General features: G+C 54.7%; 23 protein-coding genes. 15 read left to right on the top strand and 8 right to left on the bottom strand.

From position 1 onward, the window contains the following. Positions 1-108 precede the first annotated feature (108 nt). Positions 109-1,584, bottom strand: a complete 1,476-nt coding sequence (locus BD749_RS04575) for an alanine/glycine:cation symporter family protein (RefSeq protein ID WP_101443172.1) — start codon at positions 1,582-1,584, stop codon at positions 109-111. A 651-nt stretch (positions 1,585-2,235) separates the two neighbouring features. Between BD749_RS04575 and BD749_RS04570 the strand changes: the two genes are divergently transcribed. Beyond that, positions 2,236-2,526, top strand: a complete 291-nt coding sequence (locus tag BD749_RS04570) for an isoamylase early set domain-containing protein (RefSeq protein WP_101443171.1) — start codon at positions 2,236-2,238, stop codon at positions 2,524-2,526. 23 nt (positions 2,527-2,549) lie between these two features. Here BD749_RS04570 and BD749_RS04565 read toward each other — a convergent pair whose 3' ends face one another. From BD749_RS04565 to BD749_RS04545, 6 genes are all read right to left on the bottom strand, one after another. Then, the gene (locus BD749_RS04565) at positions 2,550-2,972 is read right to left on the bottom strand and encodes a hypothetical protein (RefSeq protein WP_101443170.1); all 423 of its coding nucleotides are present in this window, start codon (positions 2,970-2,972) and stop codon (positions 2,550-2,552) included. A 97-nt stretch (positions 2,973-3,069) separates the two neighbouring features. After that, positions 3,070-4,887: an AMP-dependent synthetase/ligase gene (locus BD749_RS04560; RefSeq protein ID WP_245868717.1), complete on the bottom strand. Its 1,818-nt coding sequence runs from the start codon at positions 4,885-4,887 to the stop codon at positions 3,070-3,072. A gap of 80 nt (positions 4,888-4,967) precedes the next feature. Further along, positions 4,968-6,089 carry an MBL fold metallo-hydrolase gene (locus tag BD749_RS04555; protein WP_101443169.1) on the bottom strand — a complete coding sequence of 374 codons (1,122 nt, stop codon included), beginning with the start codon at positions 6,087-6,089 and terminating at the stop codon, positions 4,968-4,970. A gap of 119 nt (positions 6,090-6,208) precedes the next feature. After that, positions 6,209-6,682: a COG2426 family protein gene (locus tag BD749_RS04550; protein ID WP_101443168.1), complete on the bottom strand. Its 474-nt coding sequence runs from the start codon at positions 6,680-6,682 to the stop codon at positions 6,209-6,211. A 247-nt stretch (positions 6,683-6,929) separates the two neighbouring features. Beyond that, on the bottom strand, positions 6,930-7,139 hold the full coding sequence (locus BD749_RS19220) for a hypothetical protein (RefSeq protein WP_143741229.1): 210 nt from the start codon (positions 7,137-7,139) through the stop codon (positions 6,930-6,932). A 36-nt stretch (positions 7,140-7,175) separates the two neighbouring features. Beyond that, positions 7,176-8,288 carry an SDR family oxidoreductase gene (locus BD749_RS04545; RefSeq protein ID WP_101443167.1) on the bottom strand — a complete coding sequence of 371 codons (1,113 nt, stop codon included), beginning with the start codon at positions 8,286-8,288 and terminating at the stop codon, positions 7,176-7,178. A 164-nt stretch (positions 8,289-8,452) separates the two neighbouring features. On the opposite strand from BD749_RS04545, the gene BD749_RS19325 reads away from it, so the two are divergent. The 5 genes from BD749_RS19325 (at position 8,453) to BD749_RS04525 (ending at position 14,610) form a co-directional block, all read left to right on the top strand. Continuing rightward, entirely contained in the window at positions 8,453-8,629 is a 177-nt protein-coding gene (locus tag BD749_RS19325; RefSeq protein WP_180336310.1) for a hypothetical protein, read from the top strand. 76 nt (positions 8,630-8,705) lie between these two features. Further along, positions 8,706-9,260: a serine acetyltransferase gene (locus BD749_RS04540; protein WP_101443166.1), complete on the top strand. Its 555-nt coding sequence runs from the start codon at positions 8,706-8,708 to the stop codon at positions 9,258-9,260. A 131-nt stretch (positions 9,261-9,391) separates the two neighbouring features. Beyond that, positions 9,392-11,338: a PAS domain-containing sensor histidine kinase gene (locus tag BD749_RS04535; RefSeq protein WP_101443165.1), complete on the top strand. Its 1,947-nt coding sequence runs from the start codon at positions 9,392-9,394 to the stop codon at positions 11,336-11,338. A 158-nt stretch (positions 11,339-11,496) separates the two neighbouring features. After that, on the top strand, positions 11,497-13,623 hold the full coding sequence (locus BD749_RS04530; RefSeq protein WP_101443164.1) for a PAS domain-containing sensor histidine kinase: 2,127 nt from the start codon (positions 11,497-11,499) through the stop codon (positions 13,621-13,623). Positions 13,624-13,695: 72 nt separating this feature from the next. After that, positions 13,696-14,610, top strand: a complete 915-nt coding sequence (locus BD749_RS04525) for a pirin family protein (RefSeq protein ID WP_101443163.1) — start codon at positions 13,696-13,698, stop codon at positions 14,608-14,610. 19 nt (positions 14,611-14,629) lie between these two features. On the opposite strand, the gene BD749_RS04520 is transcribed toward BD749_RS04525, so the two are convergent. Beyond that, entirely contained in the window at positions 14,630-15,508 is an 879-nt protein-coding gene (locus tag BD749_RS04520) for an AraC family transcriptional regulator (protein ID WP_101443162.1), read from the bottom strand. A 143-nt stretch (positions 15,509-15,651) separates the two neighbouring features. On the opposite strand from BD749_RS04520, the gene BD749_RS04515 reads away from it, so the two are divergent. The 9 genes from BD749_RS04515 to BD749_RS04475 all read left to right on the top strand — a co-directional run bounded on the left by BD749_RS04515 (position 15,652) and on the right by BD749_RS04475 (position 25,250). Then, complete coding sequence (locus BD749_RS04515; protein WP_180336309.1) at positions 15,652-16,053, top strand: DUF983 domain-containing protein; 402 nt, start codon at positions 15,652-15,654, stop codon at positions 16,051-16,053. 269 nt (positions 16,054-16,322) lie between these two features. Next, complete coding sequence (locus BD749_RS04510; protein ID WP_101443161.1) at positions 16,323-16,931, top strand: TetR/AcrR family transcriptional regulator; 609 nt, start codon at positions 16,323-16,325, stop codon at positions 16,929-16,931. Positions 16,932-17,123: 192 nt separating this feature from the next. Then, a complete protein-coding gene (spt, locus tag BD749_RS04505; protein WP_101443160.1) occupies positions 17,124-18,365 on the top strand; it encodes a serine palmitoyltransferase in 1,242 nt (413 codons plus the stop codon). After that, complete coding sequence (locus tag BD749_RS04500) at positions 18,343-19,464, top strand: hypothetical protein (RefSeq protein ID WP_101443159.1); 1,122 nt, start codon at positions 18,343-18,345, stop codon at positions 19,462-19,464. Before spt ends, BD749_RS04500 begins: the two co-directional genes overlap by 23 nt. Further along, positions 19,461-20,453, top strand: a complete 993-nt coding sequence (locus tag BD749_RS04495) for an NAD-dependent epimerase/dehydratase family protein (protein WP_101443158.1) — start codon at positions 19,461-19,463, stop codon at positions 20,451-20,453. Before BD749_RS04500 ends, BD749_RS04495 begins: the two co-directional genes overlap by 4 nt. A gap of 39 nt (positions 20,454-20,492) precedes the next feature. Beyond that, positions 20,493-21,818, top strand: a complete 1,326-nt coding sequence (locus BD749_RS04490) for an inositol-3-phosphate synthase (protein WP_101443157.1) — start codon at positions 20,493-20,495, stop codon at positions 21,816-21,818. A gap of 9 nt (positions 21,819-21,827) precedes the next feature. Beyond that, positions 21,828-22,274, top strand: a complete 447-nt coding sequence (locus BD749_RS04485) for a phosphatidylglycerophosphatase A family protein (RefSeq protein WP_101443156.1) — start codon at positions 21,828-21,830, stop codon at positions 22,272-22,274. A 14-nt stretch (positions 22,275-22,288) separates the two neighbouring features. Beyond that, a complete protein-coding gene (locus BD749_RS04480; protein WP_101443155.1) occupies positions 22,289-22,660 on the top strand; it encodes a GtrA family protein in 372 nt (123 codons plus the stop codon). A 61-nt stretch (positions 22,661-22,721) separates the two neighbouring features. Further along, positions 22,722-25,250 (top strand): DUF5686 and carboxypeptidase-like regulatory domain-containing protein, encoded by a 2,529-nt coding sequence (locus BD749_RS04475; protein WP_245868714.1) that lies wholly within the window; start codon positions 22,722-22,724, stop codon positions 25,248-25,250. Positions 25,251-25,256: the final 6 nt, after the last annotated feature.

Raw genomic sequence — 25,256 nt, 5'->3', positions numbered from 1 at the left:
GGACTTCGAACAGAGTAGGATAGTCTGCACAAAATAGTATTGCCATTAAAAACTGAAAGAGACGCCTTAGCAGCGTCTCTTTCAGTTTTATAACTCTTATTTCCAAAGCTAAACCGCTTTCAATTCTCTTTGATCCATGGTTTCCTCTTGATCAACACCGATCGCTTTGTTCCAGTCGCCGGCGTTCTTTATACCGAGCTTCACCGGGTCGAAGGTTGGGTCGAGGCCGGCTTTGCGCTGAGCCAGGTAATCCTGCAGGGTACGTAAGGCAGGTTTGCGGAGCAAGAAGATCGCGATCACGTTCAGCCAGGCCATCAGGCCCACGCCGATGTCGCCCAGCGTCCAGGCCGATTCCGCCGTCTTCACGGAGCCATAGAAAGTGGCAGCCAGTATCAGGATTCGCAGCGCCCACAGCATCCACTTTCTGTTTTTGGTGTTCAGGTAGCTCAGGTTGGTTTCGGCGATGTAGTAGTAAGCCATGATGGTGGTGAAGGCAAAGAAGAACAGCGAAATGGCGATAAAACCGCTGCCCAGTGTAGGGAAGTGCTCATTCACGGCGAGCTGCGTATACTCCGGTCCGTAAGGTATACCGGGCAGGTTCTCCACCAGGAAGCCGCCTTCCGGGTTCACTACATTGTATTGCCCCGTAAACAGGATCATGAAAGCCGTGGCCGAGCAAACGAAAAGCGTGTCGATGTAAACAGAGAAGGCCTGCACCAGTCCCTGTTTGGCCGGGTGGCTCACTTCGGCAGCGGCGGCGGCATGCGGCGCCGTGCCCTGGCCTGCTTCGTTGGAGTAGATGCCGCGCTTCACGCCCCAGGCAATGGCCATACCAAACACGCCGGCAAAAGCGGGCTCCAGGTCAAAGGCAGAGCTGAAGATGAGGTTGAAAATGGCCGGCACCTCCGAAATATTCATCAGGATGATCACCACCGACATCAGGATATAAGCACCCGCCATAAACGGCACCACGATCTGCGCCACGTTACCGATGCGCTTCACACCACCTATAATGATCAGGGCGAGCAGCAGCGTAACCGCACCGCCCGTATAGGCCATCGGTATCTGAAAGGCCGTGCTCATACCCGAGGCAATGCTGTTGCTCTGTACGCCCGGCAGGAACAGGGCCATGCTGATGATGGTGGCGACCGCAAACACCACCGCGTACCATTTTACGCCAAGGCCTTTTTCGATGTAGTAAGCAGGGCCACCCCGGTACTGTCCGTCTTTTACCTGCTTGTAGATCTGGCCCAGGGTGGCCTCTATAAAGGCAGACGAACTGCCCAGGAAGGCGATCATCCACATCCAGAACACAGCGCCCGGTCCGCCCATGGCAATCGCCGTCGCGACACCGGCAATGTTACCCGTGCCCACCCGTCCGGCAATGGCCACGGTAAAAGCCTGGAAAGAACTGATGCCTTTGTGGGAGGACTCTCCCTGAAAAAGGAGGCGCAGCATTTCGCGGAGATAGCGTATCTGCAGAAATTTGGTAGCGAAGGAGAAGTACACACCTGCCCCCAGGCAAAGGACGATAAGTGCGTTGCTCCAGACGATGTCGTTCACCGAGCTGATGATGTTTTCCATGAGAGAATGGCAGAGGTAAAAGCTTGTAAAGTTTAGTTTAAAAGGCTGTTATGGATGAACCACAGGTTTTGAGCTGTTTAAATTAAACAGAATATTCGAAAAGTGTAGACTTTATCTCAGCTTATTGTTGGTGGCGCCAGGATGCTGGGCGGGTGATGAGGGGGTGCAAGCGTGCGATAAATTTCTAGCCATCAGGGAAGTAAGCAGACAGTAGCGTGCTTTGTAGGGTGCCTGCAACGGGAGGGTGGAAGGTATAAGAAAAGCTGCTGGTTTGGCGTGTCATGCCCGACACCCGCTTCCAGCGCAACCTCCGGCTATACCTAAACGGACCGGTCGCCGGCCATTCTGTTTTAACCGCCGCCAGCAGGTAAAAGCATACGCTTTGTGCTCAGCCCACAGTCTATGCACCATGGTCAGGTATAGACTCTATTAAACGTTAGGAAAACGATTGAGTAGGAAAAACCATGTTAAAAGCAGGGTTAACCAAATTTGATTGATTGGAGTACATGTTAGGGCTGGTGCGGCTGGCGGTTTGGCAAAGGATCGGGTACTTGTGAAGAGGGGAGTGAGCACATCATTTGGACCGCTGACGCGCCACATCCTGCCGCAATGCAGCAGCAATAGAGAGCAGATAATATTAACCAGATAAGGATGATCCAGAAAACCTACTTAAAGACGAAAGACCAGTGCAAGGTAAAGTTCACGATGAGCCTGACGGATGCAGAGCGGGTGGAAATACGCGGCCTCAACAACGACTGGGAAACGCCGATCCAGATGAAAAAGAGAAAGGACGGTGTGTTTGAGTGTGTGCAGAATCTTCCGCGCCATACCCAGCACGAGTTTAAGTACCTGGTTAACGGCACCGAATGGCGCAACGACCCCGACGCCGACGGCGAAACCCCCAACGAGTACGGCGGCACCAACACTTTGCTGGTGCTGTAGGCTGCCAACCCCTGAAGTCGTTTTTAATTGCTGATGCCGGAGATGTAGGAAGCTATTTCTTCCTCCTTGTCCTGCATGTGCTCGTAGGCAAACTTCTGGATCACATCGCAGGCCACCTTATCCAGCACGCCAAAAATTCGCGCCTCGCTGATCACCTCCTGGTTCCAGTCTGAGGCGATGACCAGGATGGCCTGCCCGTTGTAGGGCGTGAGGTCCTGCAGGTCGGCGGTGAGATTGGGTGAGGGCCACTTGCCTGCAGCCAGGCTGTACAGGCCCGGCTCCCAGCGGGGCGGGCTGTGCTTTAAGTCGGGTGCGGGCTTAAAGTAACCGTTCTCCACGGGGCCAATGAACAGCACGTTGGCTTTGTTCAGCGTAGTCGGTACAAGCGTTTCGGGAGCTGGCAATACGGTGTCGGCTCCTTCCAGTGTTTCTTCGGCGTCATTCATACCTATACATACTTTCGAAAAAAGCAGATGGTTCCGGCAGCAGGCAGTCTGCGGCCCCCGGAACCATCGTTTCCCTATTCTACAGGTATAGCGGTCCCTACACGTAAAGGGAGCTTACCAGGTCTTTATACCGCTCGAGGATGACGCGGCGCTTGAGTTTGAGGGTAGGCGTGAGCTCACCGTTCTCGATGGACCACTCCCCAGGTATAAGCGCGAATTTTTTGATCTGCTCCACCGGGTTGAACTCCCGGTTGTACTGGTTCACAGCCTGTTTGATGAGGGTCCATACCTCCTGGTCTTCGAGCACGGCCTTGTTACCGGGCCAGGTTTTGCCCTGCTGGTCGTACCACTCGCGCAGCTTGTTGAAAGCCGGTACGATGAGCGCTCCCACGAACTTCTGCATTTCGCCCACCACCATGATCTGCTCGATCCAACTGCTCTCCACCATCTTGTTTTCGATGGGCTGCGGGGCCACGTACTTGCCGCCGCTGGTTTTGAAGAGTTCTTTTTTGCGGTCCGTTATCTTCAGGAACTTGTCGTCCACCATGGTGCCGATGTCGCCGGTATGCAGCCAGCCTTCGGCATCGATCACCTCCGCGGTCAGGTCCGGGCGGCGGTAATAACCCATCATCACGTTCGGGCCTTTGCACAGGATCTCACCGTCCTCGGCGATCTTCACCTCCACGCTCTTGAGCAGCGGCCCCACCGTGCCGAACATGCGGTTATGCTCCGGGTAGCGGTTGCCGCTGATAATGGGCGAGGCCTCGGTCAGGCCATAGCCCTCCTGGATCACGATGCCGGCGGCGGTGAAGATGCGGAGCAGGCGCACCTGGCAGGCCGCCGCACCCGTAATGATGGCTTTCACCTCGCCACCCAGCGCCTCGCGCCACTTGCTGAACACCAGTCGGTCGGCCAGGGCCAGCTGCAGGCGGTAAGCCAATGGCATAGGTTTGTTTATCTCGAAGCGCTCGGCCAGCTCCAGGGCCCAGAAGAAGAGCCTCTTTTTGTTGCCGGTTAGCTCGGAGCCTTTGGCCACAATGCCCTCGTATACCTTTTCGAGCAGGCGCGGCACCGTGGTGAACATGGTGGGCTTCACCTCACGCAGGTTGGCCGCAATGGTCTCCATCCCCTCTGCATAGTAGATCGACACCCCGCAGTAGAAATAGCAATAAGTGGCCATGCGCTCGAAAGCGTGGTTGAGGGGCAGAAAACTGATTGCTTTTTTGCGGAACACACCGATCTCCTGTATGATCAGGGCGCTGTCGAACATGTTGCTCAAGATGTTGTGGTGCGAGAGCATCACGCCTTTGGGTGTGCCGGTGGTGCCGGAGGTATAGAGGATGGTGGCCAGTTCGTGCTCGTCCACGGCATCGCGCAGCACATGCACTTGTTGCAAGGTATAGGGAGAAGGTTCCGCTAAAAGTTCTTTCCAGTATGGGGCATCTTCGACCTGCTTAAAGGTATAGACAGCCTCCAGGGCCGGGAGCGCGTCCTGAATGCCCAGTATTTTGCGGTAGAGCGGCTCGTTGCCCACAAAGGCCACCTTCACGGCGGCATCCTGCAGCACAAATTCCAGTTCGCTGTTGCTGATGGTCGGGTAGATGGGCACCGAGATGGCGCCGATCTGCTGGATGGCCATGTCCACCAGCATCCACTCGGGGCAGTTGGGGCTGATGATGGCGATCTTGTCGCGTCCTTCGGCGGTGCCGTCGCCTTTGCTGATGCCCAGGCCGAGCAGGGCAGCGCTGATGCGGTTCACCTTGTCCTGCACATCGCGGGTGCTATACCTCTGCCACGCACCGTCTTCTTTGGCGGCCAGCATGTCGTCCAGCGGGAAGTGCTTCAGTTGCCAGTCTATGCAGTCGAACAGGCGTCGGGGCTTTGCCGCCTGTGCTGTGTCTTCGTTGTTCTTCACGAATTCTTACCTTAAATCATACCTATACACCATTACTGTGTCGCGGCCATCCGTGTTGCTATCGGGCGCTATACCTGCCGCTACCGCCACCACTGCGACTTCGGGTATGACCGTTTCAGCACGATCGGCTCGCCGATGCGGGGTGTTGTGAGGGGCACATTCAGCTCCCTTGCTTTTTTCGTAACGCGCTCGATCGGGTCGGTCCAGCTGTGCATGGCCAGGGCAAAGGCACCCCAGTGGATCGGCATCATCAGTTTGCCTTTCAGGTCGAGGTGGGCCTGTACCGTTTCCTCGGGCATCATGTGGATGCTGGACCAGAGCTCGTTGTACTGCCCGCACTCGAGCAGTGTAATATCAAATGGACCGTATTTCTCGCCGATCTCCTTAAAACCGTCGAAATAGCCTGTGTCGCCGCTGAAGAAGATCCTGTCGTTTTTCCCCTGTATCACCCAGGAGGTCCAGAGGGTTTTCATGCGGTCAGAAATGCCGCGTCCGGAAAAGTGGCGGGCCGGCGTTGCGACGAATCTTATACCGGCCAGCTCGGCCTCGTCCCACCAGTCCAGCTCCGTGATCTTTTCGGCAGGTATACCCCAGCGCTCCAAGTGCGCACCCACGCCCAGGGCCACGTAAAAGTGATCGGTTTTGCCAGCCAGTTGCTTGATGGAGCCATAGTCGAGGTGGTCGTAGTGGTCATGGGAGATGAGCACCGCATCCATAAAGGGTAGGTTTTCTACAGTAATGGGAAGCTCGTCGGTAAAGCGTTTCGGGCCCAGGAAACTGAGTGGGGAAGCCCGCTCGCCCAGCATGGGGTCCACGAGCAGGCGCTTGCCGTCCAGCTCGATAAGAAAAGTGGAGTGACCGAACCAGGTGAGGACCGTGGCCGTATCCTGCGCCGCGATGAGTGTTGCCGGGTCCAGTTTCCGGACGGGCAGCTCCCAGTCGGGCGCTTGGTTCTCTGTTTTGTCAAAGAGGCGCGAGTTGATCATCTTGGCGATGCCGCCAAAGCCCAGGTCCATGTTGGTGGGCACCGGGTTCTGGAAAATACCGTCTTGGTAGTTGGGGGAGGCCTGCATCAGCTTCAGCCGCTCGCCTTTGGCCTCGCCCCCGAACTGGGGCGAGAGGTGCATAAAACTGCATCCGGCCACACTTAAAATCAACAGCAGCGAAAGCAAAAAGTAGGACGTGAATCGTTTGAGCGTCATGCGCCAAAATTACGCATTCTTTTGCTCAGAGCCGAAGCCTGTACCAGCAAAAAGCCCTGTTTGCCGCGGGCGCTTTGGCCTGGCAAACAGGGCTTGCGCGTGCTAACGCGGCATCAAAATCAATTAGAAGAAAGCTGCGTGACGCCCAGGTGACCAAAGTGCGTGGCCAGGGCCATGAAGATCGACGAGATCAGGACGCCAATGCTGATGGCCAGGAAGGCCCGCTTGCGCTCAATCTTGAAGATGCTGGCCGCGATCGTGCCCATGTAGGCTCCCGTGCCCGGAAGCGGTACCATCACAAACACCATCAGCCCCCAAAACCCGTGCTTCTGCAGGTCCTTGCCCGCCAGTTTCTTGGCCCGTTTCGACAGGAATAAAACTCCTCTCTTATACATTTTAAATGGCCAGAACTTCTGGCTGAAGGTATCGATCAGCCACATGAAAAGGGGGAACACCAGCGTGTTGCCCACCGTGCCGACCAGGAAGGCCAGTATAAAGTGCACATTGTTTAAAATGGCGTAAGGTATGCCTGCCCGCGCTTCTCCGAAAGGGGAGATACTCAAAAGAAAGGTATAAAGAAGCGTTTCGAACATTGCGGTATTAAATAATAATCTAAGCTGCTCATAAAATTCACCAATATAAAGGCAAAATAGGTGGCTATACCCGAGGCACAGCAGCTTGCTATTCCGCTATACCTGAATGCAATACCAGCCAGGCTGGTTGGTCCTCCACCGTCTTGCTAACAGTCTGATCCATTATATAATTCAACGTGAATTGGTAGTTTTTTGATATAGTGATTTGCGAATTATAATTATAATATAAGGTATAGGATATGACCTGTTAGTGAAAAATTCTCTGTATGGCCTCGAAAGCAACACTCTTGAGCTTAAGTTGAGTAGCGGTGGCAACGGTACTGGGAGCCTTGTTATTTTTTAAAATTGAATTATTTTTATTATAAATAAATTCACTCGTTTGGTCAGTTATATATAAAACAAAAACAGGTGCAAAAGTTCTGGCTTCTGCACCTGTTTTTGGGGTTGTTTTATCCAAGTGTGCTCTTTTACAGGAACACCTGGGAATAAACGTTTAGATTGGTCGCTGCGGCGGGGGCGGTGTTACGTGAATTTCCTCTACAATCTCGACCACTTCTACCATCTCCGGTCTGGTGTTAGGCTGCTGGTAGTTGCCGCCGTTCTTGTTCGCGCGCTTTTTGCCCATCAAAGCCAGGGCAGCCGCGCCAGCCGCCGCCACCACGGCACCGGCCACCATTGGGTTGGTCACGGCACGGGTATAAAGGCTGGTCGGCATGGTGTCTTTAATACGGCCATGTATGCGGCCGCCCTCACCCGGCTGGTGCAGTGCGCCTTCGCGGTGCTGTGCCGGCTCGTCGAGCAGCTGCTGGTCGGTCATCAGTTTTTCGCTGGAGAGGTCCATCAGGCCCGGGGCCAGTTTGTTTGTCAGGCTCATGAGCTTGCCGCCTCCGCCTACCATGATGTCGCGCTTCTGGTGGGTGGCGGCATACAGGATCGCATTGGCCACTTCCTCCGGCTCGTATACCGGTGGCGGTAGCGTCAGTTTGCGGTCGGTGTAGTTTTTGGCATGGTCAGGGTAAGGGGTGTTGATCGCGGCTGGTTTGATCAGGGTAACCGACACCGGCGCGCCTTCCTCTTCCAGCTCAATGCGCAGGGCGTCCGTGAACCCTTTCACAGCGTGTTTGGTCGCGCTGTACATGCCCTGCATGGGTATGGCGGTGTCGGAGAGCACACTGCCGATGTTGATGATGGCGCCCCCGCGGTTGCGCAGGTGCATGGCTGCCATCTGCGAGCCGTAGACAAGTCCCCAGAAGTTGGTGTCGAACAGGCGGCGGTTGTCTTCGTCGCTCACCTCCAGCAGGCGGCCGTAAATCGATACGCCGGCATCGTTCACCCAGGTGTCGAATCCCCCGAAATGGGAAAGAGCCGCATCGGCAATGCGCTGCACATCCTGCTGCCGTCCCACATCAGCGCGCACGGCAATGGCCTGCCCGCCTTTTTCGTTAATTTCCTGTGCTATTTCCTCCAATGCCTGTTCGTTGCGTGCGGCCAGCACCAGGCGTGCGCCTTTTTCGGCGGCCGCAAAGGCCGTTGCCAGCCCGATGCCGCTCGATGCCCCGGTAATCACAATTACCTGGTCTTTCAATGGTTTCAGTTTGATCGTCATAGGTATAAGTTGTTTTAACAGTAATGAAATACTACCTTCATAAGGTACGGCCCCAGGCGCCGCTTGTTGGGAAATGCGCCGTCCCTTGCTAAAAAGGACCGCCAGTTGAAATGAATTGCCTGTAAGTTTGTTACAGGTATAGCTTTTATCTAAATGCGTGTATAATGACAGAAGAAGAGTTTGACGCCACGTTTGCGTATACCCTGGACGTGCTGCTGGCCACCATGGCCGAGGAGCCCGAGATAGACCCGGAGAAGTTTTACAACATGGCCTGTATCCTTGAAAATCTGCGCTTCTTCAGCCCTGTGCTTTACGGGGTTATAAAACAGAAAGAGGACTAAAAAGCAGCTTGATGGATAATCCTGCAACGCCAGACCACAACACAGCGTATGCGGAATCATACATGTAAACAAGCCTATGTTTCTCTCTTACATTTTTCAGGATTGGAAGGCGAACAAAGGAAACCTGAAAGGTCGCCTGGTGATGCTGATGTTCCGAATAGCCCGTCCTGCTTCCATCAACACCTTTTTCCGTATTATCTGGCTGCCCTACCTGATGTTCTATAAAATTCTGGTAGAGTGGTTTATGGGCATCGAACTGCCGCACTGGACCAAAGTGGGCAAGAATTTCATCCTGGGCCACGGTCAGGCCCTGGTCGTAAATGGCTGCTCGGTGATCGGCGACAACTGCTTTTTCAGGCACTCGACCACCCTGGGCAACATTCGCCGCGAAGATGGCAGTTACACCGGTTCCCCGATCATCGGCAACAACGTGGAGCTGGGCGCCAATGTGTGCATCATCGGGGAGGTGCGCGTCGGCAACAACGTGCGTATCGGTGCGGGTTCTGTTGTTGTGAAGGACATACCTGACAACTGCGTGGCCGTCGGCAACCCGGCCCGCGTCATCAAGCGGCTCGACCAACCGGCCATGCCCGACAAAGTGGGCGCCGAACTGCAGGCTCAGGAGGTATAGCCCGGTTTGTTTTCCTAACCAAATCTCCTTTGTATCAATCTTTTCTCTTATATTGGCCTAAACCAGCAAATTCGTACCATAAAGGCTGAACGTACCTATACCTAACTCACCTTACCTAAGCAGCTTTTTGAATGGACATAAACTTAACATCAGTGACTGCTGCCGCAGCAGGTATAAACACCCGCGGACAGGAGCAGTACCGGATTCTTATTGACAGCATCACCGACTACGCCATTTTCCTGCTCAACGCAGAAGGGTACATCATCACCTGGAACACGGGCGCCAAACAGATCAAGGGCTATGACGCTGATGAGATCATTGGGAAGCACTTCTCCACTTTCTATACCCAAAAGGACATCGACGACAACTATCCGTTAAAGGAACTGAAAGAGGCGGTTGCCAGGGGCAAGTACGAAGACGAGGGCTGGCGCGTGAAGAAGGACGGCTCCGTTTTCTGGGCCAACGTCGTGATCACACCTATCTTTAATGAGCAAAAGGAGCTGATCGCTTTCTCCAAGATCACCCGCGATCTGTCGGAGCGCAAGAAGGCCGAGGACGACCTGTACCGTGCTTTTGAGGAGCTGAAAGAGAGCGAGGAGCGCTTTCGTTTGCTGATTGAAGGCGTGACCGACTATGCCATCTTCATGCTCGACCCGGCCGGAAACGTGGCCACCTGGAACAACGGGGCCCATCGCATGAACGGTTATGAGGCCGACGAGATCATCGGGAAGTATTTTGCCCGGTTTTATAGCCAGGAGCTGATTGCGGAGGGTTTCCCGGCCTACGAACTGCAGCAGGCAAAGGAGCATGGGCGCTTCGAGGACAATGGCTGGCGCTACCGCAAGGACGGCTCCGCCTTCTGGGCCAACACCGTGATTACGGCCATCTACAATGCCCAAAAAGAGCTGATCGGCTTTTCGAAGATCACCCGCGACCTTACCGACAAGCTGAAAATGGAGCAGCAGCTCTTCCGCATGAACGAAGAGCTGCGCGAAAGCGAGGAGAAGAGCCGCCTGCTGATCGACAGCGTGAAAGACTACGCCATCCTGATGCTGAATCCGGAGGGCATTGTGATGAGCTGGAACGAAGGGGCCGAGCGCATCAAGGGCTACAAACCGAAAGAGATCATTGGCAGGCACTTTTCCACTTTCTACAACCGGGAGGCCATTGCGAAAGGGTTTCCGCAGTATGAGCTCCGCAAGGCACAGGAGGTAGGACGTTTTGAAGACGAGGGCTGGCGCATTCGCAAAGACGGCACCGCCTTTTGGGCCAACGTGGTGATCACCCCGATCTACAACAGCAACAAGCGGCTGCTGGGCTACTCTAAAGTTACCCGCGACCTGACAGAGCGCCGCCGCAACGAAGAGCTGATGCACAAAAACAGCGAGCTTATCAAGATCAACAACGAGCTCGATAATTTTGTGTATGCCGCCTCGCACGACCTGAAAGCGCCGATCACCAACCTGGAAGGTCTGCTGCAGGCGCTCCGGGAAGACCTGGGGGAAAACCTATCTCAACACGAAGTGCTCCTGGAGTACATGGGGAGCGCCATCGGCACGCTCAAAAACGTGATCGCCGATTTGTCGGACGTCACCAAGCTCAAGCACGAGCAGGAGTCGCCGGAAGATGTGCAGATACAGGATATGCTGAAGGACATTGAGATCAGCCTGAAACCCTACATAGAGCACACGGGCGCTGTTGTGCAGTGCACAACCATGGAGTTTACAACGCTCCGCTACTCCCGCAAAAACCTCCGGAGCATCCTCTTTAACCTGGTGTCGAATGCCATCAAGTACGCAGACCCTGATCGCAAGCCGATCGTGCACATCAGCACAGCGATCACGCCGGAAGGGGTATACGAACTCGCCGTGCAGGACAATGGGCTGGGGCTCGCCCCGAGTCAGATCGGGAAGATCTTCTCGCTGTTCAAGCGTGCGCACGACCATGTGGAGGGCTCCGGGATCGGGCTATACCTGGTGAAGCGCATTCTCGACAATACCGGCGACAACATTTCCGTAGAGAGTGAAGAGGGGGTAGGCTCCAGGTTCCTGGTAAGTTTCCGTCAGCCCAAACATTGATTTCCGGGAAAATGCATTCGCCTGCAAACCGGCAAAAGCTAGACCAATGCAGGTATAGCCTGGCCAGTGGTTGTGGAGAATGCGTCTTTTCAAAAGACTGGCCGCTATTTAGTTAGATCGTATACCTACGCGCTAGTCGTGTAAATCAGAAATACCGCATGCTACACACCGCTGCTCCCGCTCAGGGGAGTCACTCTGACCAAAGTATTCCTTACCAGCAGCTGCTGGAGGCGCAAAGTGGCCTGATTTTGCTCATTTCGCCTGACCTCACTGTGATCGGCGCCTCAGAAGCTTACCTGCGCGAAGCCTTCGTGTCCCGTGAGCAGATCATGGGGAAGCATCTTTCTGACGTGTTCCCGGACAACCCGAATACCCCGGGCAGCTCTCCCTCGGCAACCCTGCGGGCTTCTATTGAGCGGGCCATCGCGCGCCGCGAACGGGAGACGATCGAGCTTATCCAGTACGACATCCAGCACCCGGATCGTCCCGGCGAATTTATGGAGCGCTTCTGGAGTGCTTCCAACACACCCATTTACAACAGCCAGGGCCAGCTGGTGTGTATCCTATATGAAGCCAAGAACATTTCGGAAGACCTGAAAACGAAGGCGCAGCTGCAACAGAGCCGCGAGAAAGAACAGGTGGCACTTGCGCAGGCCGAGCAGCAACGCCTCCGCATGGAACGCCTTTTCGATCAGGCGCCGGCGGCCTGTGCCATGCTCGAGGGCCCGACCTTCATCTACCGGGTCATCAACTCGTCCTACCAGCAGCTTTTCCCGGGTCGCGAGTTGCTGAATCTGCCTTTGTTCGAGGCCTTGCCCGAGCTCCGGAACCAGGCCGTCTACGACATCATTCATGAGGTATACAGAACCGGCGAAACCTACGAGGGCAAGGAAGTGCTGATACCGGTTGCCCGCTACGCTGACCAGCCGGCTGAGGACATCTACTGGAATTTTATATACCAGGCCCTGCTGGATGCAGAGGGCAACGTGAACGGTATCCTGATCTTTGCGCTGGATGTGACGGATTTTGTTATAGCCCGGCAGCAGGTAGAGTCGAGCGCGGCCTCGTTGCAAACCATGAACCTCGGGCTGGAGGAAGTGATCAGGCGGCGGACCCATGAACTGGCCCAGGCACAGGCAGAGGCGGAGCGCCAAAGCAAACGGTTGGAAAGTCTGTTTATGATGGCACCGGCGGCTATCTGCATCCTCAACGGCCCCGACCTGGTGTATGAGTTGGTGAACCCGGCCTACGCAGCCCTTTTTCCGGAGCGTGAGCTGTTTGGAAAGCCCATACTGGAGGTGCTGCCCGAGATAGAAAACAACCCGGTGTACCAGACCTTCCTGGAAGTGTATAGAACCGGCCGCACCCACGAGGAAAAGGAAAGGTGCATCCCGTTTGTGGGGCAGGGCGGCGAGCTGGAGGACCGGTATTTCCGCTACATTCAGCAGGCCCGGTACAACGAGCAAAACCAGATAGACGGCGTGGTGGTGTTTGCCCTGGAAGTGACTGAGCAGGTGCAGGCGCGCAAGGCCGTGGAAGCGAGCGAGCAGCAGCTGCAGCTAGCCAACAAAGAGTATGACATTGCCAACCAGCAGCTCATCTATATCAACAAAGACCTTGATAATTTCATTTACACCGCTTCCCACGACTTAAAGGCCCCGATCTCCAATATTGAGATGCTCATGAGCGAGCTCCTGCTCGAACTGCCGGAGGAAAGCCTCAGCCGGCAGGAGGTCAAGAGCATTCTCCACATGATGCAGGGCTCGGTGTCCAGGCTCAAAAGGACCATCGCCAGCCTCACGGATATCTCGCGGCTGAAGAAAGAGGACCTGAACAAACAGGAGCGTGTGCAAGTGGCCGATGTGGTAAGGGAAGTAGCGCTCGACCTGGAGAAGGTGATTACGGAGTACGATGCCCACCTGGAGACCGACATTGCCAACTGCTCGACCAAGGCTTTTTCGGAGCGAAACCTTCGCAGCATTGTGTACAACCTGCTATCAAACGGGATTAAATACAGCCATCCGCAGCGAAAGCCGCATATAAAGGTAAGTTGCCGGCAGGAGGATGGGCAGCATGTGCTGGAGGTGCAGGACAATGGCCTCGGCCTGAGTGCAACGCAGCAGGGCAAGCTCTTTACCATGTTCAAACGCTTCCACGACCATGTGGAAGGTTCGGGTGTGGGCCTGTACATGGTGAAAAGGATCGTGGAGAATGCCGGTGGCAGCATACAGGTCAAAAGCGAGGTAGGCACAGGCACCACCTTTAGCGTATACTTCAGTGAGTGATTTCGTCAGGTATGGCAGCAAACAGTATTGAAGTCAGTGTAACAGGTACAGGTATAACATAAAAGCTAAAAGATGCTGGATATCGTCATTGAAGCCCGTAAAGCTGCGCTTGCCCCCGGAATGGACGTGCGGCGCATCCTGCCATTCCGCTTACGCCGCATGGTGGGGCCTTTCATTTTCATGGATCACGCAGGACCCGTGAACCTGCAACCTCCGCTAACCCACGACATGGACGTGCTGCCCCATCCGCACATCGGCCTTTCGACGGTCAGTTATCTATTTGGCGGACAGGTTACGCACCGCGACAGCCTGGGCGTGGAGCAGGTCATCCGGCCGGGGGAGGTGAACTGGATGACGGCGGGCAGTGGCATTGCCCACTCGGAGCGCTTCGAAGACCCCGCTACCCTGGCAGGCGGTGAACTCGAAATGATACAGACCTGGGTTGCCTTGCCGGAGAAGGACGAGGAAGCCGCCCCCTCGTTCGAGAATTACAAACCCGAGCAACTCCCCATCTTTACGGAAACCGGCGTATGGATGCGCCTGATCGCCGGAGATGCCTACGGCCTCCGGAACGACGTAAAGACCCATTCGCCCCTGTTTTACCTGCATGTGGTATTGCAAAAAGGCGCTCGCTTCGGTTTGCCAAAAGAGCATTCGGAACGGGGAATCTACGTTGCCAAAGGCAGCATCGAAATTGCGCACAGTACCTACACTGTCGGGCAGATGCTTGTGTTTACAAAAGGCGCCGATCCGGTTATACTGGCAAAAGAGCCCACAACCCTGATGCTGCTTGGAGGGGAAGCCCTTGGCGAACGCTTTATCTGGTGGAATTTTGTGTCGTCGCGCAAGGACAGGATAGAGCAGGCGAAAGCCGACTGGAAAGAAGGCCGCATCCTGTTGCCACCCACCGACAACCTGGAGTACGTGCCGCTTCCGGCTGACCGCTCCAAACCTGCCGGAGGACCCTCACCGCAGGCACTGTCCTGAGGTATAGCAGGTATAGCACCTACTTATTTGCCGCCCTGAACTGCTCAGGGGTGCAACCCAGCTGTTTTTTGAAAAAGCGGAAGAAATAAGTGTTGTCAAAATAGCCAAGCTCCGCCGCGATCTGTGAACTCGTCAGGTCGGCATGCACCAGCAGCCGCTGCGCTTCCAGCAGCGTTCTGTACTGGATCAGGTCTTTCGTTGTTTTGCCCAAGGCATTCCGGCAAACGTCGTTGAGGTGCTTGGGCGTTACATGGAGGCGCTCAGCATAGAAGGCCACCGGCTGGTGTTCCCGGTAGTGCAGGTCAATCAGCCGCTCCAGTTGCTGCAGCAGCGCCAGGTCTTTTCCAAAATTCCCCTTCATTGCCTCATCAGGCCTGAAAATCCGGGTCAGCTCGATCAGCAGGATATCCAGATACCTACTGAGGGCCACGTCCCGCATCTGGCCGGCTTGCCTGTATTCCTGCTGCAGCAACTGCAGGATGGGCCTGAGCGCGTCTTGCTGGGTGTCGCTGATCTGCAAGACCGGGTTGTAGAGCAGGGCATTGAAAAACGGAAAATCGAAGAGCATCCTGTGCGGATAGGCCTTCGTGTAAAACTCCTGCGTGAAGAAGATGATCAGGCCCTCGGCATCGCTTGAGAGTTCCCAACTGTGCACCTGGCCTGGCGTGAGAAAGAAAACAGCGCCGGGCCCTACACCATAGGATTTGAAGTCGATAGTGTGCGTGCCTTTGCCCTGCGTGACGAACAGAATGATGTAGAAATCGTGTTTGTGGGGCCTGCGGATGAACAGGTGTTCCTGCAGGTGGTCCGACAGGGAACTGACGTAAAAATACCGGTCCTGGCGGGACTTCGCCTCGAAATCCTGGATCTGGTAAATGGGAAGGTGTTCTTTTGCCATGGCGTGCTTATGCAGTCTTTATGTTTCGGTTGGGACTGGGGGCTGGCTGCCGGGCATAAAAGTACAGCATTTCGTCGTTTTTGTGCCGATTCAACCCTGACCAAATCACCTAACTTTGTACTGTTGATAGAATTGACAAGGCCATGCGTGAGAAAAGATCCTTTTTATACAGTGTTGCTACAACAAAATGCCCGCGCTGCCGCGAGGGGAATATGTTTCCGGAAGGAACCTTGTACAGCCGCAGGTTTGCGGATATGTATAAGAACTGCCCATGTTGCGGGCAGGTTTTTGAGCCGGAACCGGGCTATTACTACGGCGCCATGTACGTGAGTTTTGCCTTTAATGTGGCTATTTTTCTGGTGGCCCTGTTTGTGCTGCACCAGCTCGGGGTGGAGGTGACCATTCCGATGATGATGGGATTGGTCGGGATTACGGTGGTGGGCTTGCTGCCGGTCATCTTTCGCCTGTCCAGAGCGCTGTGGATCAATATCTTCATCCAGTATGAGGGCCCCAGCGCGGAGATACCGCGGAAGCTACACGCCTAGTAGCCACAGAGCCTGATCGCCATTGCCAAGGCAGGCTGGCTGGGAAATATACCGTGCGCCGTACTGGCCCGGTCTTGAATAGAAATTGTTTTCTGTAGGTTTAGTTTGATCAGACCGTTTCGGGTATACCTGGAGCGGTCTGTCGTTTTATGAGCATAAGTATAGGGTTATTCAACTCGTGCGCCTGAAAAAATATTGCTTTCAAAACGTAGATTGCTATTTAACTTTCTCTTAACTTTGGACCGAAAAACGATTTTGGTCTAACGGGTATGAATGAGAAGGATGAACTTGTAAGAAAGGAGATTCTCGACGAGGCCCAAAAGCTGTTCAGGCACTTCGGCTGGTCCAAAACCACCATGGAGGACATAGCCAAAGCTGCCGGTAAAGGAAAAAGTACCCTTTACTATTATTACAAGAGCAAAGACGAGATTTTCGACGCCGTTCTGACGCGGGAGATGGACGAGGTTTTCCGTAAACTGCAGGAGGAGGTAGGCAAAGAGGAGACGGCCGAGGGCAAAATGAGGACACTGTGCCTGACCCGGTTCAACATCCTCAAGAAGAAGGCCAACCTCTACAATGTGATCAAGGGCGATATCGAAGCGAATATACCGCGCCTGAGAGATTTGCACAGATGCTACGAACTGCGGGAAATCAGTTTGGTAAGAAGCATTCTGCGGTTTGGCCTGGAGCGGAAAGAGTTTGCGCAGTACGCAGCCGACGACATCGACTCCATCGCCTTTGCCATGGTTTGTGCTTTTCGGGGGCTGGAAGTTGGCCTATTGGTGGAGAACAAATTCGCCGCCCTGGAAGGTAGGATGGATATTATAAACAATATCTTGATGCGGGGACTCAAAACAAAGGGCGGCCCCGATAGTTAATAAATACTCCAAAATAATCCAGAAAAAGTAAGGATTTTTCAATTATAAATGGTAGTATTCGTAGGTATAAATAGTTCTATAACTTATGAACTAGCAGAACTGTTAGAGCTGGAATACAGCGCTTTGGACCAACCAGGGGGACAGGTAAGTTCAGGGCGGTTAAATAAATTTAGGTTAATTAAAGTATTGTAGATGGGCAATATACTTCGTGAGAGAATCCTCGCCCGTGAGAAGAGCGCTGCTTACCATGCAGCCGAAAGAGCAATGGCGCAGGGGGCCTATCCTTATTTCAGATCAATAGAGTCTGCTCAGGATACGGAAGTGATCATAAACGGCCAGAAAGTGCTGATGTTTGGTTCAAACGCCTATCTGGGGCTCACGAACCACCCGAAGGTGAAGGAGGCGGCCGTGGATGCCATTATGAGGTATGGCAGCGGTTGCGCGGGCTCCCGCTTCCTGAACGGCACCCTGGACATCCACATGGAACTGGAGGACAGACTGGCCGCCTATGTGGGCAAAGAGGCCGCACTGGTTTTCAGCACCGGCTTTCAGGTAAACCTGGGCGTGATCTCGAGCCTGACCGGACGCAACGATTACATCATTCTGGATGAGTACAACCATGCCTCCATCATCGACGGCAGCAGGCTTTCCTTTTCCAAAGTGATCAAGTACAAACACAACGACATGCAGGACCTGGAGAGCAAGCTGAGCCGCCTGCCTGCCGAGGCCATCAAGCTGATTGTGGTGGATGGCGTGTTCAGTATGGAAGGTGACATTGTGAATCTTCCGGAGCTGGTGGCCCTGGCAGAGCGGTATGGTGGCAGCATTATGGTGGACGATGCGCACGGGTTGGGCGTCATTGGAGAGCAGGGGGCCGGCACGGCCTCGCACTTTGGCCTGACCGATCAGGTGGATCTGATCATGGGAACGTTCAGCAAATCGCTTGCCTCGCTGGGCGGCTTTATCGCCAGCGATTACGATACCATCCAGTACCTGAAGCACCATGCCCGTTCGCTCATTTTCAGCGCCAGCATGTCGCCCGCCTCAGTGGCCAGCACACTGGCAGCCCTGGACATTATTCAGTCGGAGCCCGAGCGCCGGGAGCAGCTGTGGCGCAACACCCACTATGCCGTAGAGCTGATGAAGGCCGCCGGACTGGAGCTGGGACCGACAGAGACGCCGATCATTCCGGTGTTTGTGCGCGACAACGACCTGACTTTCCAGGTGACCAAAGTGCTGCAGGACAACGGTATTTTCGTGAATCCGGTGGTAGCACCCGCCGTGCCTGCTGACTCTACGCTGTTGCGCCTTTCGATCATGGCTACCCATACCTTCAGCCAGATAGAAGAGGCCGTTACTAAAATTGCCGATGCATTCAAATTGCTAGGCATCAACTCCCGAAACACCTCATATGAAGCGCGTACTGCCTGTTGAGACCAAGCAGCAGCTGAAAGCTTTCATCGACTTTCCGCACGCGCTGTATCAAGACGACCCGCATTACGTGCCGGAGCTTTATATGGCGCAGGAGGACCTGCTGACGCCGGGAAAACATCCGTTTCACGAGCACTCCGAGGTGCAGCTATACCTGGCCTATCGGGGAAAGGAGCTGGTGGGGCGCATTGCGGCCATCCTCAACAACAACCACAACGCCTTCAACCATAGCCGTGACGGTTTTTTCGGCTTTTTTGACTGCGTGAACGATGGCGAGGTGGCCGGTCTGCTCATCCGGGAGGCACAGCAGTGGCTGCTGTCCAAACAGTTGACAACCATGATCGGGCCGGTGAACTTCTCGACCAACGAAACCTGCGGCCTGCTGGTGGAGGGCTTTGACAGTTCGCCCGTGGCCATGATGCCCTATAACTACTCCTACTACAGGGAATTGCTGGAAAAGCTGGGCTTTCAGAAAAAGGTGGATCTGCTGGCTTACCAGTTTCTGGCGGCGGGTTACAACGACAAAGCGGCCCGCATGTCGGCCATGCTCCGCGAGCGGCTGGAGCAGAAGGGCATCATCATCCGACCGATCGACCTGAAAAGGTATAGGCAGGAAGCCGAGAGTTTGCGCGAGATCTACAACGGCGCCTGGGACAAGAACCTGGGTTTTGTGCCGATGACGCCAAAGGAGTTTGACTACATGGCCAAAGACCTGAAGCTGATCGTAGACCCGGATTTTTGTCTGATTGCCGAGCACAACGGCAAAGTAGTAGGCTTTTCACTGGCAATACCTGACATCAACCAGATTCTGAAGAAGATCAAAAAAGGACGACTGTTCCCAACCGGCATCTTTAAGCTGCTGCTCTTGCGCAAGAAGATAAGCGCCGTGCGAATCATTGCGCTGGGGGTGATAGAAGGGTACCGGAAGATGGGGATAGAGGCGTGTTTCTATGGCGCGGCCATGCAGAAGCACCGCGAAAAGAATATGAAATCGGCAGAGGCTTCCTGGATACTGGAAAATAACCTGCTGATGAACCAGGGACTGCTGAAGATGGGCGCCAGGCCTTACAAAAAATACAGGATTTACGAAAAGGCGATATGAAGGAGCGGGTACTGATCACGGGAGCGAGCGGCTTTGTGGGGCATCACCTGGTGGAGGCAGCCCTGCAGGCAGGTATGGAGGTATACGCCGCCGTGCGCCCTTCCAGCGATGTGGCGCATCTGCAGCCTTTCGATATCCGCTATACCTCGCTTGACTTTATCAATCCGCAGGCATTGGTAAAGGAGCTGGAGGAGAAGCAGTACCACTACATCATCCACGCGGCTGGCATCACCAAAGCCAAGACAGAAGAAGAGTATAAGCGGGTAAACGCCGGCTATACCCGGAACCTGGCAGAGGCAGCAGTAAAGGCCGCTATTCCGCTGAAGAAGTTTGTCTTCATCAGCAGCCTGGCTGCGCTGGGGCCGGTGCCCTACAGCGAGGCAACCCCGATTCACGAGTTGAGCAAGGCCCGGCCGGTCACGGCCTATGGCAAGAGCAAGCTCCTGGCCGAGCAGTACCTGGCGGAGATGGAGCACCTGCCGCTGGTAGTGCTGCGCCCGACGGCGGTATACGGTCCGCGGGAGAAAGACATTTTTATCGTGCTCAAGACCCTGAACATGGGGCTGGAACCCTACATCAGCAATAAGCCGCAGTGGCTGAGCTTTGTGTATGTGAAGGACCTGGCAAAGGCGGTGATGCAGGCTTTGGGCACAGGTATAGATCATGTGGCCTACAACGTGTCAGACGGCAACCGCTACGACCGCTACGCCCTGGCGACCATCAGCAAGCGCCTCCTGGGCAAAAAGTCCATCCGCGTGCACCTGCCGATGAGCGTGGTGCGTGTGATGGCTAGCCTGATGGAGGCAGCCTACGCGAGCAGCAGCAAAACGCCGGCCCTGAACAAGGAAAAGCTCAACGAGCTGGCCGCCGAAAACTGGAACTGCAGCATCGACAAAATCCGGGAGGACCTGGGCTTTGTGCCCGAGTACGACCTGGAGAAGGGACTGGCGCACACCTTGACATGGTATAAAGAAAACAATTGGCTATAAGTATTGATTTTAAACAGTTTTAGACTTTAAGTGAATAAGATGGAATATCAAGTAAAACCGGCCGAAGGGCGTCTGGGCATCCTGCTTCCGGGACTGGGAGCAGTTGCCACCACATTCATTGCAGGGGTAGAGGCAATCAAGAAAGGTTTCTCGAAGCCAGTGGGCTCGCTTTCCCAGATGGGCAATATCCGCCTGGGCAAGCGCACGGACAACCGCAACCCGCTGATCAAAGACTTTGTGCCGCTGGCGAACCTGAACGACATCGTTTTCGGTGGCTGGGACGTGTACGAAGACAACGTTTTTGAAGCCGCTGTGAACGCCCAGGTGCTGGAGCCGATGCTGCTGCACTCCATCAGGCCGGAGCTGGAGGCCATCAAGCCGATGAAGGCCGTGTTTGACAAAGCTTATGCCCGTAACCTCGACGGCACCAACGTGAAAGAGGCCGCTACCAAGTTTGAACTGGCCGAGGCGCTGATGGAAGACATGCGCACCTTCAAAGAGGTAAACAACTGCGACCGCCTGGTAATCGTGTGGTGCGGCTCTACCGAGGTATACACTGAGGTGAGCGACGTGCACATGACCGTGGCTGCCTTTGAAGAAGGCCTGCGCAACAACGACCCGCGCATTGCGCCAAGCATGATCTATGCCTACGCCGCATTGAAAATGGGTGTGCCTTACGCCAACGGTGCTCCTAACTTAACAGTAGATATTCCGGCGCTGGTGGAGCTGGCAAAAGAGAATGGCGTGGCCATCTCCGGCAAGGATTTCAAAACCGGTCAGACGCTGATGAAGACGATCGTGGCACCTGGTCTGCAGGCGAGAGCGCTGGGCATCAACGGCTGGTTCTCTTCCAACATCCTGGGTAACCGCGACGGTCTGGTACTCGACGATCCGGATAACTTCAAGACAAAGGAAGTATCGAAACTGGGCGTGCTCGAAGACATTCTGCACCCGGAGGACAACCCGGAGCTGTACGGCGACCTCTACCACAAGGTGCGCATCAACTACTACCCGCCTCACGGCGACAACAAAGAGAGCTGGGACAACATCGACATCTTCGGCTGGCTGGGTTACAAGATGCAGATCAAGATCAACTTCCTGTGCCGCGACTCGATCCTGGCAGCGCCTATCGTGCTGGACCTAGCCCTGTTCACGGACCTGGCACAGCGTGCCGGTATGAGCGGTATCCAGGAGTGGCTGTCTTTCTACTACAAGTCGCCGCAGACTGCTGAAGGCCTGCGTCCGGAGCACGACATCTTCAAACAGCTGATCAAGCTGCAGAACACCCTGCGCCATATCATGGGCGAAGACCTGATCACGCACCTGGGCCTGGATTATTACCAGGATCTGGTGGAGTCGCTCTAGTCTGATCAGATGATAAGAGTACACAAACTAGTTTCCACCAGCCTGGGCATTGGCTACATGGGCAAAGGAGGCGGCACAGTGGCAGCTGTGGCGACCTGCCTGTGCCTCTATGCCCTGCACCTGGCTGGTGGGGACCAGTTGGTGACCTGGCTCCCCCTGGCAACGGTGCTGCTGACGGTCCTGGGGATCTGGTCCGCCAACGAGTTAGAGCCGCACTGGGGCAAGGATGATAAAAAAGTGGTGATAGACGAGGTGGCCGGCATGCTGATTACCATGCTGTTTATACCTGTCACGCTCAGTTCGCTGCTAGTCGGGCTGGTGCTGTTTCGCTTCTTTGACATTGTGAAGCCGCTGTATATTCGAAAACTGGAAAAAGTGAGAGGAGGACTAGGCGTAATGCTGGACGACGTAGTGGCGGGCGTTTACGCGAACATCATTTTACAGCTACTTTTCTAATCAACATTCTTTAGATGTTCACCTTCCTGAGGGCACAGGCCGCCTCGCTGGCAGCCTCCGGTGTCGATTTTGTGATGACGATCCTGGCTGTGGAGATGGCTGGCCTTTGGTATGTGACGGGCACTATCCTCGGCACAGTTTCAGGCGGAATCACGCATTTTTCGCTCGGTAGAACATGGGTTTTTAAAGCATCCGACAAAACCATACCCACGCAGTTTCTCAAATACTTTATGGTCTGGAACGGCAGCCTGGCGCTCAATGCATCGGGGGTGTATGTGGTAACGCAATACGGCGGCGTAAACTACATCTTCTCCAAGGTGCTGGTATCGCTGTTCGTCGGATTTTCTTATAACTATATTATTCAAAAAAAATATGTATTCCGCTAAGGGTATATATACACTATATATCAAGTTTACGCTTTGCTTCCTGGTTCTTTTACTTTCCGGATTGAACGCGGGCAGCGTGATGGCGCAGATCGGGGTTACCGCTGTAAAAGGAACCGTGACGGATGCCACAACCAAAGAAGCCCTGATCGGTGTTTCGGTTTTTATACCTGGTACCAGCACCGGCACCAGCACCGACTACGAGGGTAACTTTCAAATCAGAACCAATCAACAAAAAGATAAAATACAGTTTTCGTACCTGGGTTACAGAACGGCTACCTACACCATCAAACCGGGAGAGGAGCAGACCCTGAACGTGCGCCTCGAGGCCGATGCCAGGCAGTTGAGCGAGGTGATGGTAGTGGGCAAGAAGCGCAAGGTGCACTACAGCAACAAAAACAACCCGGCTGTGGACCTGATCCGCGAGATCGTGGACAACAAGCAGAAGAACCGGCCGGAGAGCTACGACTATGTGCAGTACGAACAGTACGAGAAAACGCAGATGTCGCTGGTGAACACACCGGAGAAACTCAAGCGTAACCTGTTGCTCCGGAAGTACGACTTCATCACCAACAACCTCGACACGACGCTGCTTCCGGGCAGGGCAGTGCTGCCTTTTTATATACAGGAGGAGCTGACTGAAAATTATTTCAGGAAGTCGCCGCAGGCGCGCAAAACAGTGGTGAAGGCTGAGAAAAAGGTGGATTTCGGGGAGTTTGTCGACAACAAGGGCATCATGGCCTACATGCAGCACATGTACCAGGACGTGGACATCTACGACAACAACATCACTATCCTGACCAACCAGTTCCTGAGCCCGATCGCCGACATGGCGCCCACCTTCTACAAGTTTTACTTGAAAGACACGGTGCGCACGGATGAGGGACAGCAGTTGGCCCGATTGCAGTTTGAGCCGCGCAACCCCTCAGCCTTTATGTTCACGGGCAGCCTGTACGTAACACTGGACGGCACTTACGCCGTGCAGAGCGTGGACATGGAAGTGAGCAAGGGCGTGAGTATCAACTGGGTGCGTGACCTTAAGATCAAACTGGACTTCGAGAAGAACCCGGACGGCCGCTACCATTTGAGCAGAAGCGGCCTGAAAGCAGACTTCGGCCTGACGCAGAACAGCGACATGGGCTTTTATGGGGAGCGTGTAGTTTCTTACAGGGATTACAAGATAAACGAGGCTCAACCTGGGGCACGCTACGAAGGCGATGCGGTGGTACGCGTGCTGCAGGCAGGGCTGGGGGAAGATTTCTGGCAGGCCAGCCGGCATGACTCGCTCTCGGCTGTGGAGGTGAATACCTATACCAACATCGACAGCCTGGTGAACATGAAGTCCTTCAGGCGCACCATGGACTGGGGTACTGCCCTGATCGCCGGGTATAAGCGGGCAGGGGCCAACATCGAGATAGGTCCGATCAACACCTTCTACAGCTTTAACCCGGTGGAGGGATTCCGCCTGCGCTTTGGCGGCCGGACGACCAATAACTTCAGTAAGAAAGTGATGCTGGAAACCTATACGGCCTATGGCTTCAAGGACGAGAAGTGGAAGTACTACCTGGGCGGCACCTACTCGCTCACCGACCGTTCCATCTGGGAGTTCCCGGTGCGGGCCATACGCGTGAGCTACCAGAAGGACACCAGCATACCTGGTCAGGAACTGCAGTTTGTGCAGGAAGACAATTTCCTGCTTTCCTTTAAGCGCGGCGATAACGACAAATGGCTCTACAACGAGACCTATAACATCGATTACCTGCGGGAATTTGAGAACCACATGTCGTACCGCATCGGCTTCCGTAACTGGAGGCAGTCGCCGGCTGGATCGCTGCAGTACATACAGGTAGGAGATGGTAGCGGCGATGATGAGGCAATGGCGCTGCAGCACCTGACTACGACAGAGGCCTCGGTAGAACTGCGCTGGGCACCGAATGAGCAGTTTCTGCAAGGCAAGATCTACCGCACGCCTGTGGCCAACCGGCACCCGGTGTTCACACTGCGGGCAGCGGCAGGTTTAAAGGGTACCTTTGGCGGGCAGTTCGAGTACCAGAAAGTAGCCCTGAACGTGAGCAAGCGCTTTTACCTGTCGCAGCTGGGCTACTCCGATGTGGTGACAGAAGGCGGCTACGTTTTCGGGCAGGTGCCGTTCCCGTTGCTCGCGGTACACCGCGCCAACCAGAGCTACTCGTACCAGTTGCAGTCATACAACCTGATGAACTTCCTCGAGTTTGTGAGCGACCAGTACGCCAGCGTGCACATCGACCACAGCTTCAATGGTTTCATCTTCAACAAGCTCCCGCTGATCAAGAAAACCAAGCTGCGGGAGTTCGTGACCTTCAAGGCGCTGTATGGCAAAGTGCGGGATGAAAACAGGCCGTACGAAAATCCGGGCCTGTTGCACTTCCCGACTGATGCGAATGGGCTGCCAATCACGTATACCCTTGAAAACAAGCCGTATATGGAGGCGAGCGTAGGTATAGGCAACATCTTCAACTTCTTCCGGGTGGACCTTGTGAAGCGCCTGACCTACCTGGATCATCCAAATGTGTCGGAATTAGGTATAAGGGGCAGGTTTAAATTTGATTTTTAAACAAAT

Source organism: Pontibacter ramchanderi, assembly GCF_002846395.1.
In the GTDB taxonomy this organism is placed as follows: domain Bacteria; phylum Bacteroidota; class Bacteroidia; order Cytophagales; family Hymenobacteraceae; genus Pontibacter; species Pontibacter ramchanderi.
The sequence above is the reverse complement of the archived record's forward strand: the minus strand, read 5'-3'. Positions and strand labels throughout refer to the sequence as shown.